17 protein-coding genes are annotated in these 15,306 nt (G+C 37.3%); 11 read left to right on the top strand and 6 right to left on the bottom strand.

All coding sequences use genetic code 11. The features are described from left to right. Window positions 1-13: 13 nt before the first annotated feature. Entirely contained in the window at window positions 14-1,078 is a 1,065-nt protein-coding gene (locus tag QS62_RS08305; RefSeq protein ID WP_066108684.1) for a CYTH domain-containing protein, read from the bottom strand. Window positions 1,079-1,237: 159 nt separating this feature from the next. Between QS62_RS08305 and QS62_RS08300 the strand changes: the two genes are divergently transcribed. From QS62_RS08300 to QS62_RS08280, 5 genes are all read left to right on the top strand, one after another. Next, the gene (locus QS62_RS08300) at window positions 1,238-1,918 is read left to right on the top strand and encodes a TIGR00153 family protein (RefSeq protein WP_066108681.1); all 681 of its coding nucleotides are present in this window, start codon (window positions 1,238-1,240) and stop codon (window positions 1,916-1,918) included. A gap of 33 nt (window positions 1,919-1,951) precedes the next feature. After that, entirely contained in the window at window positions 1,952-3,211 is a 1,260-nt protein-coding gene (locus QS62_RS08295) for an inorganic phosphate transporter (RefSeq protein ID WP_066108678.1), read from the top strand. A gap of 114 nt (window positions 3,212-3,325) precedes the next feature. Next, a complete protein-coding gene (locus QS62_RS08290; protein WP_066108676.1) occupies window positions 3,326-3,931 on the top strand; it encodes a TIGR04211 family SH3 domain-containing protein in 606 nt (201 codons plus the stop codon). Further along, on the top strand, window positions 3,931-5,103 hold the full coding sequence (locus QS62_RS08285; RefSeq protein ID WP_066108673.1) for a phosphodiesterase: 1,173 nt from the start codon (window positions 3,931-3,933) through the stop codon (window positions 5,101-5,103). Before QS62_RS08290 ends, QS62_RS08285 begins: the two co-directional genes overlap by 1 nt. Window positions 5,104-5,127: 24 nt before the next feature. Beyond that, window positions 5,128-5,883, top strand: a complete 756-nt coding sequence (locus QS62_RS08280) for a Nif3-like dinuclear metal center hexameric protein (protein ID WP_197496287.1) — start codon at window positions 5,128-5,130, stop codon at window positions 5,881-5,883. Window positions 5,884-5,938: 55 nt separating this feature from the next. Here QS62_RS08280 and QS62_RS08275 read toward each other — a convergent pair whose 3' ends face one another. Further along, on the bottom strand, window positions 5,939-6,517 hold the full coding sequence (locus QS62_RS08275; RefSeq protein ID WP_066108668.1) for a thymidine kinase: 579 nt from the start codon (window positions 6,515-6,517) through the stop codon (window positions 5,939-5,941). A gap of 135 nt (window positions 6,518-6,652) precedes the next feature. Here QS62_RS08275 and dapF point away from each other — a divergent pair, with 135 nt between their 5' ends. The 5 genes from dapF to QS62_RS08250 all read left to right on the top strand — a co-directional run bounded on the left by dapF (window position 6,653) and on the right by QS62_RS08250 (window position 11,276). After that, on the top strand, window positions 6,653-7,477 hold the full coding sequence (gene dapF / locus QS62_RS08270; RefSeq protein ID WP_066108664.1) for a diaminopimelate epimerase: 825 nt from the start codon (window positions 6,653-6,655) through the stop codon (window positions 7,475-7,477). Between the two features lie 11 nt (window positions 7,478-7,488). Beyond that, on the top strand, window positions 7,489-8,187 hold the full coding sequence (locus QS62_RS08265) for a DUF484 family protein (RefSeq protein WP_066108661.1): 699 nt from the start codon (window positions 7,489-7,491) through the stop codon (window positions 8,185-8,187). A 3-nt stretch (window positions 8,188-8,190) separates the two neighbouring features. Continuing rightward, window positions 8,191-9,081 carry a tyrosine recombinase XerC gene (gene xerC / locus QS62_RS08260; RefSeq protein ID WP_066108657.1) on the top strand — a complete coding sequence of 297 codons (891 nt, stop codon included), beginning with the start codon at window positions 8,191-8,193 and terminating at the stop codon, window positions 9,079-9,081. Between the two features lie 11 nt (window positions 9,082-9,092). Continuing rightward, on the top strand, window positions 9,093-9,800 hold the full coding sequence (locus tag QS62_RS08255) for an HAD-IA family hydrolase (protein WP_066108654.1): 708 nt from the start codon (window positions 9,093-9,095) through the stop codon (window positions 9,798-9,800). A 144-nt stretch (window positions 9,801-9,944) separates the two neighbouring features. Beyond that, complete coding sequence (locus QS62_RS08250) at window positions 9,945-11,276, top strand: anaerobic C4-dicarboxylate transporter (protein ID WP_066108649.1); 1,332 nt, start codon at window positions 9,945-9,947, stop codon at window positions 11,274-11,276. 82 nt (window positions 11,277-11,358) lie between these two features. On the opposite strand, the gene QS62_RS08245 is transcribed toward QS62_RS08250, so the two are convergent. From QS62_RS08245 to QS62_RS08230, 4 genes are read right to left on the bottom strand one after another with little or no spacing between them, the layout of a single operon-like run. Next, window positions 11,359-11,655: a YciI family protein gene (locus QS62_RS08245; protein ID WP_066108646.1), complete on the bottom strand. Its 297-nt coding sequence runs from the start codon at window positions 11,653-11,655 to the stop codon at window positions 11,359-11,361. A 2-nt stretch (window positions 11,656-11,657) separates the two neighbouring features. After that, complete coding sequence (gene yciA / locus QS62_RS08240; RefSeq protein ID WP_066108643.1) at window positions 11,658-12,113, bottom strand: acyl-CoA thioester hydrolase YciA; 456 nt, start codon at window positions 12,111-12,113, stop codon at window positions 11,658-11,660. A gap of 4 nt (window positions 12,114-12,117) precedes the next feature. Then, complete coding sequence (locus QS62_RS08235) at window positions 12,118-12,669, bottom strand: septation protein A (RefSeq protein ID WP_066108640.1); 552 nt, start codon at window positions 12,667-12,669, stop codon at window positions 12,118-12,120. Then, complete coding sequence (locus tag QS62_RS08230) at window positions 12,666-13,403, bottom strand: hypothetical protein (RefSeq protein WP_066108638.1); 738 nt, start codon at window positions 13,401-13,403, stop codon at window positions 12,666-12,668. Before QS62_RS08230 ends, QS62_RS08235 begins: the two co-directional genes overlap by 4 nt. A 121-nt stretch (window positions 13,404-13,524) precedes the next feature. Here QS62_RS08230 and QS62_RS08225 point away from each other — a divergent pair, with 121 nt between their 5' ends. Further along, window positions 13,525-15,249 (top strand): protein-disulfide reductase DsbD, encoded by a 1,725-nt coding sequence (locus QS62_RS08225; RefSeq protein ID WP_066108635.1) that lies wholly within the window; start codon window positions 13,525-13,527, stop codon window positions 15,247-15,249. The last annotated feature ends 57 nt before the right edge of the window (window positions 15,250-15,306 follow it).

Here is a 15,306-nt window from a genome sequence, read left to right as displayed (position 1 = left end):
AATTTTTTCAATGCTATTTCAATGTAAATTTCAAAAGATTAATCATTCTTTGTAAGTATTGACCTTGTGCTGTTAAGTCAAACAGTTGCTGGATTGCTTTTGCATGATCCTGATGTTCAAGATGACGTGCAATAATTTGGCGAAGTTGTTGATAAACAACCTGATTCCCCTCATACACATCGTCAATAATTTCAGCAACAGCTAACTGTTGTTGTTCTAGCGTTGATGCTGCTTGCTGCAATAATGCTGTTTTTTCAACATAGTATTGATATAACTTAGAAAATAGATCGAGCATTGTTGTCGTTGCTTCTGCATTCGAAATTAATTTACTACGATCCGTTTGCTCTAAAAATTTTAATAAACGTAACTCATATTGGTATAACGCTAAAATTTGCTCCTGTGCCGATACATAATGTTGCTGCAATAACTGCTGCCAATCATTGAAAGTCACTTTTTGTGCTGCTTTTCCTAATCCAGCAAGCTGATAGCCCCGCTCTGCTTTGCTCTCTTGACCTAAACGCATGCCATCTAAAAACAGCAAATTCTGCACAAAATTCAATACATCAATCACCTTGCCGTTTTTTAACTCAATTTCAATCTCACTAATTGGTGCTTGCTGTTGCTTTGCAAGAATTTTCCCCTGATCAATGGCAATTTCTAACTGCGTTCCATTACCTGTTTCCAATAGATAGTATTCACGTTGAAAATCAGTACTAAAGATTGGTTGTATCGTGCTTTGTAAGGTTTGATAGTCACGTTCAAGCTGCAATTCTGCATATTGTGCAAATTGCGTCATATCTGGAGTACTGCTAGATAATTGCACATTATATTCAGGACGAATATGCAACGCGCCTTGTGTTGAACCTGCAGTTTTTAGCGTCATCGTATAACGATCTTGTTCCTTTCTGACTCGTAATCCCATCTTTTTCTTAGCAAAAAAATGATCTTCAGTATCGAAATAGCTATTTTGACTAAAAACCTGCTTTTGCGTTAATAATTGGAAATGACTTAATTCTTGCTTTAAACTATTAATAACTTCTTGATTTGCCGTTAATTTTAATTCTATTTCTTGCGACATAATAGATTTCTCTCTAAATGAAATAATTGACGCTACTTTAGCAAATTTTTTCGGGAGTGCGTAAAATAAAATCTTGTCAGTAGAAAATGGTCTATTGTAAAATTCGCGCCGATTTCAACATTTCAAAGCTCGCCTATAAACTCAACTAAGGAGATGTATATGGCAATTAATAACATTCTTGGTCTATTTGCCCAATCCCCGCTTAAACCGTTGCAAAAACACTCTACAAAAGTGAATGAAGCTTGTGCAATGTTAATCCCATTTTTTGAAGCCTGTTTTGCTGATGACTGGGATACTGCTATGCAATTGCGTACCAAAATCTCAGAACTCGAAAAACAAGCTGATTTATTAAAACGTGAAATTCGTTTAAAACTCCCTCGTGGCTTATTTATGCCAGTAGAACGTACTGACTTATTAGAGCTAGTAACCCAATTAGATAAATTGGCTAACTATGCTAAAGATATTTCAGGTCGCGTTATTGGTCGTCAATTAAAAGTACCTGAACAAATTCAAGCTGAATTTTTATCTTATGTACGCCGTAGTTTAGATTCTAGCGATCAGGCTCGTCGTGTAATTGATGAAATGGATCAATTACTGGAAACCGGTTTTAGAGGCAGAGAAGTTAATTTTGTCAATGATATGATTAATGAACTCGATAAAATCGAAGATGATACTGATCATATGCAGATCGTATTACGTCGTAAATTACTAGAATTAGAAGACTCTTATAATCCAATTGATATGGTGTTCTTATACAAAGTTATTGAATGGGTTGGTGTTTTAGCAGATCAAGCACAACGTGTAGGTTCTCGTATTGAATTAATGCTGGCTCGCTCATAAGCCGCCACGATACATTATTTATTAGGATTACTTATGGAAATATTATCTAATTACAGTACTCTTCTGGTAGTGCTGACTGCGATATTTGGTTTTTTAATGGCATTCGGTATTGGTGCTAATGACGTATCAAATGCGATGGGTACTTCTGTTGGTTCAAAAGCAATTACACCTCGTCAAGCAATTATCATTGCAATTATTTTTGAAGGCGCTGGTGCTTATCTTGCCGGTGGTGAAGTTGCCGAAACTATTAAAGACGGTATCATTGATCCAACACTATTTATTCACCAACCTGAAATCTTAGTTTTAGGGATGATGGCATCTTTGCTTTCTGCAGGCTTCTGGCTAGTTTTTGCTTCTCGTGTTGGTTGGCCGGTATCAACTACTCACACAATCATTGGAGCAATTGTAGGTTTCGCTTGTGTTACTGTTGGTAGTGATGCTGTTGAATGGGGTAGCTTATCTGGTATTTTTGGTAGTTGGATTATTACACCTTTTATTGCTGGTATTATTGCTTATCTTATTTTTAGTAGTACGCAAAAACTGATCTTTGATACAGAACAACCATTATTTAATGCGAAACGTTTTGCTCCTTTTTATATGGGGCTGACCATTTTAATTATTTCATTAGTCACTATCAAAAAAGGTCTTAAACATATTGGTTTGCATCTTACTAATGGCGAAACATTCCTTATTTCGTTAATTCTCAGTGTTTTAGCTACTATTGCTTGTGCTTTCTATCTTCGTAGTCAATCTTTTGAGAAAAAAGCTACTGCTGGCTTTGGTGCTGTAGAAAAAGTATTCCGCCTATTAATGTTATTAACTGCCTGTTCAATGGCATTCGCTCATGGCTCAAACGATGTAGCAAATGCTATCGGACCACTATCTGCTGTTGTTTCAATCATTGATCATGGTGGTGTTATTGCTGGTAAAACGACTATGGCTTGGTGGGTGCTACCACTTGGTGCCTTAGGTATTATTGCCGGTTTAGCAGTAATGGGACAGCGAGTAATGGATACTATTGGTACAGGAATTACGGATTTAACGCCAAGTCGTGGTTTCGCAGCTCAATTTGCTACTGCCACAACCGTTATCCTTGCTTCAGGTACCGGTTTACCAATTTCTACTACACAGACTTTAGTTGGTGCTGTTCTTGGTGTTGGTTTTGCACGTGGTATTGCAGCATTAAACTTAGCTGTTATCCGTAATATTATATCTTCTTGGATTATCACATTACCTGCAGGTGCCTTCTTCTCTGTGATAATTTTCTATACCCTAAAAGCGATATTATTGTAGAATACCTCCTCACCAATAAAACGAAATGCAGCAAATCGCTGCATTTCGTTTAATAGCAATTAGTTAACCTAGCTTCAAAAGTTAGATCTTTTTCAAACCAATAAAGAACGTATGATGAAAAAACTTTCACATTTATTCGGGATATTTTCCACCCTATTTATCGTCAGCCAATGTGCCTTTGCACAAACGCAATATGTTTCTGAAAATCTAAGCACTTACCTACGCAAAGGGGCAAGTGATCAATTTAAAATTGTTGGTACTATTAAATCTGGTGAAGCGGTTACCGTTTTAGAACAAAAAGATAAATATACTCACATTCGTGACAGTCGTAATCGTGAAGGTTGGCTCTTAACCAGTGAGCTTAGTAATACACCTAGCAGTAAAGAACAAGTACCTGCCTTACAGAAAAAAATTGATGAGTTAACACTAAAACTCAATCAAATTAATAACGACTGGCAACAACGAACAAATGAAATGCAACGTCGTACCCAACAAGCCGAAAAACAAAGTAGTGAATTACTCGAACAAAACTCTCAACTTAATCGTCAAGTTGATATTCTCAAGAATAAAAATAAAGATTTAGAAGCAATGCTAGATTCCGAAAAACGTGGCATTATTATCCGCTGGTTCATTTATGGCGGTTCTGTATTAGCAGCTGGATTAATTCTTGGTTTAATTATTCCAGTGCTTATTCCTCGTCGTCGCAGAGAACGTTGGTAATGGCGCAACAACCAGAAATCTATCTCGTTGGTGGGGCGGTGCGTGATCGCTTATTGGGGCTACCTGTAACAGACAAAGATTGGTTGGTCGTCCATGCTACACCCAATGATCTATTAAAACAGGGATACCTACAAGTTGGTAAGGATTTCCCTGTCTTTTTGCATCCTCAAACTAAGCAAGAATATGCTCTCGCCAGAACAGAACGTAAAACAGGTAAAGGTTATACTGGCTTTTGCTGTGATTTTTCTCCAGAAATTACGCTTGAGCAAGATCTTATCCGTCGTGATTTAACCATTAATGCCATTGCCGAAGATCTACAAGGTAATCTTCACGATCCTTATAACGGTATTGCCGATTTAAAACAAAAAAAATTACGCCATATCTCTGCGGCTTTTAGTGAAGATCCACTTCGTGTTTTACGTGTAGCTCGTTTTGCCGCTCGCTTCTATCCACTCGGTTTTACTGTTGCTGATGAAACATTAGCTTTAATGAAAAAAATGGTTGCTAGTGGTGAATTACAGGCATTAACAGCGGAACGTGTCTGGCTAGAAACTGAAAAAGCACTCAGTTATGCTCACCCCGAGATCTATTTTCAGGTGTTAGCTGAAGTTGGCGCCATTACATTATTTAACGAATTAGCTCCGTTATTTGATCAAGCCAATCCACACCTTAGTGAAACATTGGTTCGTTTAAATTTATTAATTGCTGAAATGTCAGAGTTAGAGCAAAAAACATTACGTTTTGCGTTCTTTTTTGTCAGCTTATACCTACAAAATCAGCAGATAGCTGAGCAACAAACTCTGCAGCAAATTCAATTACAAATTCAGCAATTATGCCAACGTTATAAAGCACCATCAGCCTATCTAGATAACGCATTATTAGCAGTACAATTTGTCAATAACTTCTCACAAACTGCCTCTTTGACCAGCGAAGAGATTATTACGCTCTTCGATCAACTAGACTGTTGGCGAAAACCACAAAGACTCACTAATCTATGTTTGCTTTATCGAGCTATTTTCAATCACTTTACTTTAGCTCAACAACAGCAATGGCTACAGTGGTATCAACAAGCCAAGGCAGTAGATGTCCAACAAATTATTGCTGCAGGTTTTCGTCAGCAACACATTAAACTCGAACTTTACCATCGCCGTATATTGGCGATTTCTCAATAACTTCAGATTGCCAAGGATATTATGATTAATCATCTCGAACTCGAACAAATTCTTAATCAATTACTTAATAGCGATAAGATCAATGACTACGCGCCAAATGGCTTACAAGTTGAAGGTAAAACACAAATCAACAAAATTGTTGCTGGTGTTACCGCCTCTCAAGCCTTAATCGATTATGCCGTTAGCGTTAATGCAGATGCAATTATTGTTCATCATGGCTACTTTTGGAAAAATGAAAATCCTTGTATTCGTGGTATGAAAGGTAAACGTATTAAAACCTTACTCCAAAACGACATCAATTTATATGCTTATCATCTTCCACTCGATATGCATCCAACCTTAGGCAATAATGCTCAATTAGCAAAATTATTGGGTATAACAGAACTCTATCCATTGGAAGATTCCGCAATTTCGATTCCAATGTGGGGAAAACTACCGCAAGCAATTTCAGGTACAGAGTTAGCACAACGCATTAACCAGCAATTAGCTCGTACATGTTTACATTGCGCTAATGATCCGCAGCAACCTATTCAAAAAATTGGCATCTGTACCGGCGGTGGTCAAGGTTATATTGATTTGGCTGCCGCAAAAGGATGTGACGCTTTTATTACAGGGGAAGTTTCTGAACAAACTGTACATTCTGCTCGTGAACAAAATATTCAGTTTTTTGCTGCTGGACATCACGCTACCGAACGCTATGGTATTAAAGCATTAGCTGCTTGGTTAGCAGAAAATTATCAACTTACTGTTGAGTTTAAAGATATTGATAATCCGGCTTGATTACTGATTTAGGCAAAATATCTCTATCATTTTAGCAATGATAGAGATATTACTTTTATCCTTCCATTTTCTCTTTATAATGCCGTCTGCAAACTGATAGATAATGATCATTGCCACCGATCTGAATTTGATCACCTTCTTTAATCACTTCCCCTTGTTCATTCAAACGCAAAACAAAATTGGCTTTACGTCCACAATAACAGATGGTTTTTAACTCTTCTAATTGATCTGCCCACGCCAATAAATAACGGCTACCCTCAAATAATTCGGCTTGGAAATCGGTACGTAAGCCATAACACAACACTGGAATATTTAATTTATCTACGACTTCACTTAATTGATAAACTTGCTGCTTCGTTAAAAATTGGGCTTCATCAACTAAGATACAGTGCAGCTTTTGTTGTTGATGATGTTGTTGAATCTCGCTAAATAAATCAGTAACGGAGTCAAACAACTTCGCTTGCTCTTCGATACCGATTCGCGATGTCACTTTTCCCCCACCATAACGGTTATCAATCGCTGCCGTATAAACTAAAGTTTGCATGCCACGTTCGCGATAATTATATGAAGATTGTAATAGCGTTGTTGATTTTCCCGCATTCATTGATGAGTAATAAAAATAAAGTTTTGCCATAACTCAATCCTTGATAAAAAACCGCGCTAGTATAACGGCATTCCTACTTAATTAATATATTTGCCTTAACTTCACTTTAGACTTTAGTTGGAACTCTCTATAATAATGTCATTATGATTTATGCAAGAGGTATATATGCAATTCTCCAAAATGCACGGTCTGGGCAACGATTTTATGGTGGTTGACGGCATCACACAAAGTGTCTTTTTCTCTGAAGAGATCATCCGCCGTTTAGCTGATCGCCATCGCGGGATTGGTTTTGATCAATTATTACTCGTTGAAGCGCCATATGATCCTGAACTCGACTTTCATTATCGTATTTTCAATGCAGATGGCAGTGAAGTTGAACAATGCGGTAATGGTGCCAGATGCTTTGCACGTTTTGTACGCCTAAAAGGATTAACCAATAAAAATGAAATTAAAGTGAGTACTGCTAAAGGTAAGATTGTGCTGATTGTCAATGATGACGAAACAGTGCGCGTCAATATGGGTGAACCAATTTGGGAACCTGCAAAAGTTCCTTTCATTGCCAATAAATTTGAAAAGAACTATATCTTACTTACTGAAATTCAAACGGTACTCTGCGGTGTTGTCTCTATGGGTAATCCGCATTGTGTATTACAAGTTGAGGATGTTGCCACTGCGAATGTTGAGCAACTTGGCCCATTATTGGAAAATCACGAACGTTTTCCAGCACGTGCCAATATTGGTTTCATGCAAGTTATTAATCGCCAACACATTCGTTTAAGAGTCTTTGAACGTGGTGCCGGCGAAACACAAGCCTGCGGGACTGGCGCTTGTGCTGCTGTTGCTGTGGGTATTATGCAAGGTCTATTAGACAATAATGTTAAAGTCGCTTTACCGGGTGGTGAATTACAAATTGAATGGCAAGGACAAGGTCATCCTCTTTATATGACTGGCGATGCAACTTTTGTCTATGATGGTGTCATTCAACTTTAAGGAACATAAATATGCAGGAAATAGATGCTGCCTTTGAGCAACAAATTGATGACTATTTACAAACTCATCCGGACTATTTTGCTCGGCATTTAGACTTACTTGATAACTTAATTATTCCGCACCAACGTAAAGGAATGATTTCCTTAGTGGAAGCACAACTCGGCAGACAAAGAGAAAAAATCTCTGTACTGGAAACTACGCTAAATCAAGTGAGCAATACAGTTCAACAAAATGAAACTCTATTTTTTAGTTTGTTACCATTACAACAACAGCTGTATCAAGCAAAAAACTTTATTGATGCCAGTCAGACTTTAAATCAATGGGCAAAAGAATTAGGTTTAAAACAAGGCAAAATTTTATTACTAAAAGATGCTTGGCAAAATAAGGATTTGGTGCAACCACAATCGTGGCTAGATCGCAAAGCTTTTGAAATTATTCGTTTAGAACGTTTTGGTTTACAGTCTTTTTATCTTGGCAAATTAACCAATCGCGAAAAATCATTGCTCTTCTTACCCGAAGAATTACCAATTGGTTCAGTTGCGCTTTGTTTATTAAACCATAAATTAGATCACAAACCTTATCACGCCGTTATGGTATTTACTGCTCTACATGAAGGGCATTTTTATCGTGGCCAAAATACCGATTTTCTCGAAACTTTAGTGGAATTAGTCGAACCATTGCTGCATCAATGGTTAACTTATAAAAAATAAATTATGTTACAAGAGTGGTTAGATCAGTACTGGAATTATCTACGCATCGAACGTCAATTAAGCCCTAAAACGTTAGAAAGCTATCAACAGCAAATGGCAGTTTGCGTGGAGCTATTAACGAACGAAGGGATTAATGATTGGCGTCAAGTCGATGGTAGCGTTATCCGTTTTATCCTGACACAAGGAAAAAAATCTGGTTTGCATGAACATAGTCTAGCATTACGTTTATCCAGTTTACGAGGTTTCTTCCAGTTTTTACTACGCAAAAAAATTATCGCTGTTAATCCAACAGATGGTATTTCAGCGCCTAAAGCAGGTAAGCGTTTACCAAAAAGTATTGATGTCGAATCCATTACACAATTGCTAGATATTAAAAGTAAAGAACCGCTCGCATTACGCGATAAAGCGATTATGGAATTGATGTATAGTTCTGGTTTGCGTTTAGCAGAACTACGCGGTTTAAATTTAGAAGATATTAATTTTAAAGCGCGCGAACTTCGTGTATTAGGAAAAGGCAACAAAGAACGTGTTTTACCGTTCGGACGTTATGCTGCCGGTGCGTTGCATGAATGGCTGCAAGTAAGATTACAATTTGCACCAAAAGATAATGCGTTATTTATTAGCCAGCAAGGTAATCGCTTAACCAGTGCAGCGATTCAACAACGCTTGGAGCAATGGGGAGTAAAACAAGGCTTAAATGCTCATTTAAATCCACATAAATTACGCCACTCCTTTGCCACACATATGCTTGAAGCTACATCCGATTTACGCGCTGTACAAGAATTGCTTGGTCATGAAAATCTCTCAACAACGCAAATTTATACCCATTTAAACTTTCAACATTTAGCACAAGTCTATGACGCTGCTCACCCTCGTGCCAAACGTAAAAAATAGGAATGACAACAATGTTACATTTTTATCGTAATCTATTGCCGCCTAAAGTCATCACTTTCGATCTTGATGATACGTTATATGATAATTACTTTGTGATCCGTAATGCTGAACAGGTATTTTTAGAGTGTTTACAACAACTTGCAGATGTCAATGTTGATCAATGGGCTGACTACAAACAACAAATGTTACAAGAAGATCCTGTGCGCTACGAAGATGTTATTGCCTGGCGAATTGCAGCTGCAACCCGCTTATTACAGCAACAAGGTAAAACTGGCGATGAAATTAATAAAATTATTGCCGCTGCAATGGAACAATTTGTTGAATGGCGTCATAAAATTGATGTTCCTGAACAAAATCAACAATTTCTGACTGAGTTAGCAAAAGTTTATCCTTTAGTTTCAATTAGTAATGGTAATGTCTATCCACCTCGTATTGGTCTTCATCAATTTCAGCTTATGTTACGGGGAGGCGAACATGGTCGTGCCAAACCGCATATTGATCTGTTCCAACAAACTGCTGACTATTTTCATTGTAACATTAACGAAATTTTACACGTCGGCGATAACCTAATCACCGACGTCCAAGGTGCGATTATTAACGGTTGCCAAGCGGTTTGGGTAAATACTAACAATCAACCTTTAACTGCTTTTCCTGAAGCAACGCATTTACCAACATTAGCCGTTTCTGATGTTACCGAGATCAATTTTTTGATTAAATAATAACCAAAATTTGATGTAAATAAACTTTTTTTTAAATTTTATTCCCTTTTTTGAAATTTATATTGCGATCTTTTTAGCTTGCATTATGATTACCCAACTTTAGTTATTTTGCTTATTTTTTAGATAATTTTTAACGAGGTCGCTATGTTATACGCAGAATTTATTCTCCTGCTGTTTTTCCTGTATGTTGGTAGCCGCTACGGCGGTGTCGGTCTTGGGGTTGTTTCCGGGATCGGTTTGATCGTTGAAGTCTTTATTCTTCGTATGCCACCATCATCACCACCAATCGATGTAATGTTAATCATCTTAGCTGTGGTTACCTGTGCATCTGTACTCGAAGCTGCTGGCGGTTTGAAATATATGTTACAAATTGCAGAACGTATTCTTCGTAGCAATCCAAAACGTGTAACTATTCTTGGTCCAATGGTAACTTATTTTATGACCATGATTTTAGGTACAGGCCACGCAGTTTATACCATTATGCCAATTATCGGTGATATCGCATTGAAAAATGGTATCCGTCCTGAACGCCCAATGGCTGCGGCTTCTGTATCATCTCAAATAGGGATCACTGCGAGTCCAATCTCTGCAGCGGTAGTTTACTATTTAGGACAAATTTCTGAATTACCTGGTTTCTCTCACGTAAGTTTATTGACTATCGTGTCAATCACAATTCCAGCGACATTCTGCGGTGTATTAGCGCTTTCTTTATATAGCTTACGTCGCGGTAAAGAATTAAAAGACGATCCAGAATATCAACGTCGTTTAAATGACCCTGAATGGAGTCAATTAATTAAAAATACAACAAGTACCAGCTTGAATGAAACTTTACCGCCTGCGGCAAAAAACTCTGTATTACTATTCTTATTAGCTTTAATTTGTATCGTAGTTGTAGCAATGTTCCCAGCAATCCGTACTATCGGTGATTCACCAAAAGCGGTTTCAATGGGCGTTATCATTCAAATGATGATGTTAGCATTCGCAGGTATTATCTTATTAGTCACCAAAACTGATGTGAAAAAAGTACCAAACGGTGTGGTGTTTAAGTCTGGTATGGTAGCAACTATTGCGATCTTTGGTATTGCTTGGATGAGTGATACTTACTTTACTTATGCAATGCCTGCTTTCAAAGCTGGTATTACAGAAATGGTTAAAACTTACCCTTGGACATTCGCACTTGCGCTATTCGCAGTATCTGTTGTAATTAACAGCCAAGCTGCAACAGGAAGAATGTTATTACCAGTAGGTATTGCAATGGGCTTACCTGCACCATTACTTGTTGGTTTATTGCCTGCAACTTATGGTTACTTCTTTATTCCTAACTACCCATCAGATATCGCAACTGTAAACTTCGACGTTTCAGGTACGACTAAGATTGGTAAATACTACTTCAACCACAGCTTTATGGTTCCGGGTTTAATCGGCGTCTTTGTGGGATGTGTTGTCGGTATCAGTATTGCAAACGTATTGATGTAATTCTGATTATTCAAAACAATCAAACAAAAAAGCAGTGTGACCTCAAAATCACACTGCTTTTTATTATGCTTAATCCAATTAATTAAAACACGCGTTTAAATGGTTTAACCACTACTTCACCATACACACCTGCATCAACATATGGATCTTGCGCTGCCCAATCTTTTGCTTCTTCCAAAGAAGCAAACTCTGCAATTACAGTTGAACCAGTAAATCCTGCGGTGCCTGGATTTTCATCATCAATAGCTGGGTTTGGTCCAGCAGTCAACAAACGACCTTGTTCTTGCAACATAGCTAAACGTGCAAGATGTTTTTCTCTAACGGCAAGACGTTTTTCTAAGGTGTTCGGTAAATCTTGTGCAAAAATCACGTAATACATAACTACTCCTTACTTTCATATTCAGCGATAAGTTTTAATGCTTGTGCTAATTCTGGATTATTCTCACGCGGTACTGGGCTTGGCTTACCATTTTCATCAATCGCAACATAAGTAAACACCGCATCCGTTACCAAATAGCGATCAGAAATCGCATCTTGAAAAACCCGTTTTACCCAAACTTCTACCTGAACTTGGATAGAAGTATTTCCCACTCTGGTACAACGACCATAACAACAAACCACATCTCCTACTGAAACAGGTTTATGAAAGGTCATATTATTGACATGGACAGTAACGACACGACGATGCGCAATCTCTTTTGCTAAAATCGCACCGCCAATATCCATTTGTGACATAATCCAACCGCCAAAGATATCACCATTTGCATTAGTGTCTGACGGCATTGCCAATGTTCTTAATAACAACGTGCCATCTGGCGTACGAGCTGTTGTATCCATTTCATCAATCCTTATTCTTATCTTTTGCTTGAGAAGTAATGTGTGGATACACATAGACACCCGTCAATAATGACGCGGCTAATGTTAATCCAAAGAAACCAAATGATTTAAAATCAACCCAAATGTCATCGGATAAAAATAGGCTGACATATAAATTGATCAACATACAAACAATGAAAAAAATCCCCCAGCCTAAATTGAGGTTTGCCCAAATTTTTTCTGGTAGTTGGATCTCTTTCCCTAACATACTTTTGATTAATAACTTCTTAAAGCCAAATTGACTAATCAATAAAATTAAGGCAAATAGCGCATATACGATAGTGACTTTCCATTTTAAAAATTCAAGATCATTGAAATAAGCCGTCAAACTACCGAAAAATACGATACCAATCGCCATAATCCATTGTGACTTTTCGATTTTGCCATATTTCATTTTTAAGATAATAAATTGGATGATGGTCGCCACAATCAAAGTAATTGCAGCTTCACGAACCCCAAATAATTTGTAAACGGCAAAAAATAAAATGAGTGGAATAAATTCTAATAGTTGTTTCATAGCGCTGTTGTCTTAATAAAAATACGATAAAAACGATAAGCAAAAATTAAAGAAAAGAGATTAATAAATGCAGTCACCAACGTAGATAACACCAATAAATTTGCTCCTAACAAACCAACCAATAAATTACTAAGCAACATTGGTACTAAATAAACTAATAAGAGATAAACTACCATTACTTTAGCTTGCGGACGGCGATTAACTAATTGATACAAACTTCTAAGCCCCTTTCTGCCTGGTTCAAGTAAATATGCATAAGGCAATAAGGCAAAACGTGTTAATAAATAACCACTAGCTAGTAAACAGACTACCCCGCCAATAAACAGGGTGATACCACCACTCACTGCGCCAATGCTAATGCCCATAATAAATGGCATTACCGCTAAAATTAATAAGCAGTTATAACAAATAAAACCTAACAGTTTTTGTAATACCGTTGGAATACAAGAAAAAATATCAGTAATACGATTTGTTGAAACCTGATCGATAGTCAAAATAAACCACATATTGAAAATAACAGACAGGATCAAATTAAAAAAAGAGGCAAAAATAACACTCGACGGGATCTGTTCAGGAGTAGTTTGTAATTGTTGTAACCCACCATTTGCTTCCATAATGAGCTGAAAAATTAATGTATTTAAGGCATATAGCACAGTAAAAGTGACTACGATTGGATAACGATTACGCACAAAGTAGCCACTTTCTTGTAGAATTCGTACAAAATTTATCGACATTGTTTCCTCTATCATTTAAACAACTCAAAACCAGATGAGTATAACAATTTCGGTTAAGAAATTCAGCTGTAACTATGCTAAACTTCGATTTCGTCTTTTTCACTGAACAAAAAGTAATAGTATGATAAAAAAATATTTATCACTTTTTTGCTTATTTATCCTTTCTTGTGTTGCCATTAATACGGCTAACGCAGGATTATTTGATAAAAAAACAAATTATTTAACGGTAGAACAAGCTTTTCCGTTTTCAATTCAAGCAACCCCACAAAAAATTACGCTGCATTGGGATATTTTGCCGAATTATTATCTCTATAAACACGCAATTACTGTCACCAGTACCAATATTGATTTTCAACAACAACTAATGCCTGTAACGGAAAAAACGCACGAAGATCCTTATTTTGGTAAAACACAAATCTTTGAACAAGGTTTAGATGTCATCCTCACACCAACAACAGGGCAATTTGCCCCGCAAGGACAATTACAAATTAACTATCAAGGCTGTACTGAAGGTTTATGTTATCCACCACAACAGCAACAAATTGATTTAGCGCAAGTGATTAAAGTGGATAGCCATAATTCCGTAGATACTACTGCAACGCCATCATTGACTGAACAGCTCTTTCAAAGTAAGTTTGCCGTATTTTGGTTTTTCTTATTAGGCATTGGGCTAGCCTTTACGCCTTGTGTTTTGCCAATGTTGCCACTGTTATCAGCAATCGTGATTGGCAAGGAACAGCGAGTGAATACTGGTAAAGCGTTATTATTAAGTTTTATCTATGTACAAGGAATGGCATTAACCTATGCTTTATTAGGTTTAGCAGTTGCCGCTGTTGGCTTATCACTGCAAGTCTGGTTACAAAGTCCTTATGTGTTGGGCGCCTTTGCCATACTCTTTGTGCTACTTGCTTGCTCAATGTTCGGTTTATTTACCTTACAGTTGCCTACTAGTTGGCAAACCAAACTTACTGCATTAAGCCAACAACAATCAGCAGGAATGTATGGCGGTGTATTTTTAATGGGAGCAATCGCTGGATTAATCGCCTCTCCTTGCACCTCAGCACCTTTATCTGGCGCATTACTTTATGTTACCCAAACAGGTGATTTAGCAACTGGCGCTTTAACGCTGTACTTATTAGCGCTCGGAATGGGAACTCCATTGATCGCAATTACTGTATTTGGCAATAAAATCCTGCCAAAATCAGGAGAATGGATGGAAAATGTCAAAATTGCCTTTGGTTTTGTGTTATTAGCCTTACCAATTATTTTATTGGCACGTTTTTTACCTGCTTATTGGGAAGATATCTTGTGGTCATTACTCGGTATTGCCTTTTTTGCTTGGTTGATGACTTTAGCTGGAAAACATAGTCGTATTTGGCAAGTATTAGCGATGATGGCAATGATTATTGCCGCTGCGCCACTCTATTTTACTGTGCAGCAATTTCTCCATCCCGCTTCCTCACAATCAACTGATAATGATCAGTTTATTACTGTCAAAGATCTACAAGAGCTGCAACAGCAATTACGCAATAATCCGCATAAAATTGCGATGGTTGATCTGTATGCCGATTGGTGTGTTGCCTGTAAAGAATTTGAACATAAAACATTTAATCAACCGCAAGTACAGCAACGTTTACAACAAATGTTATTACTACGTGTTGATATGACCAAAAATAGTGCTGCTAATCAAGCATTGAGTAAAGAATATCGTGTGCTAGGTTTACCCACTATTTTATTTTTTGATCAGCAAGGTAAGGAAATTCCAAATAGTCGTGTAACTGGTTTTTTAGATGCTGAACAATTTTCGCAATGGCTAGATCAGTTGTCAGGAAAATTGGGGGATTAATTAAGAGGTTAGCTAAGCCAACCTCAGTTTATTGACAAAGTCAATTATAAAACTTTT

The organism is Gallibacterium salpingitidis, assembly GCF_001678495.1.
Classification (GTDB): Bacteria; Pseudomonadota; Gammaproteobacteria; order Enterobacterales; family Pasteurellaceae; genus Gallibacterium; species Gallibacterium salpingitidis.
This window is presented reverse-complemented; position numbering and strand designations above follow the sequence as displayed.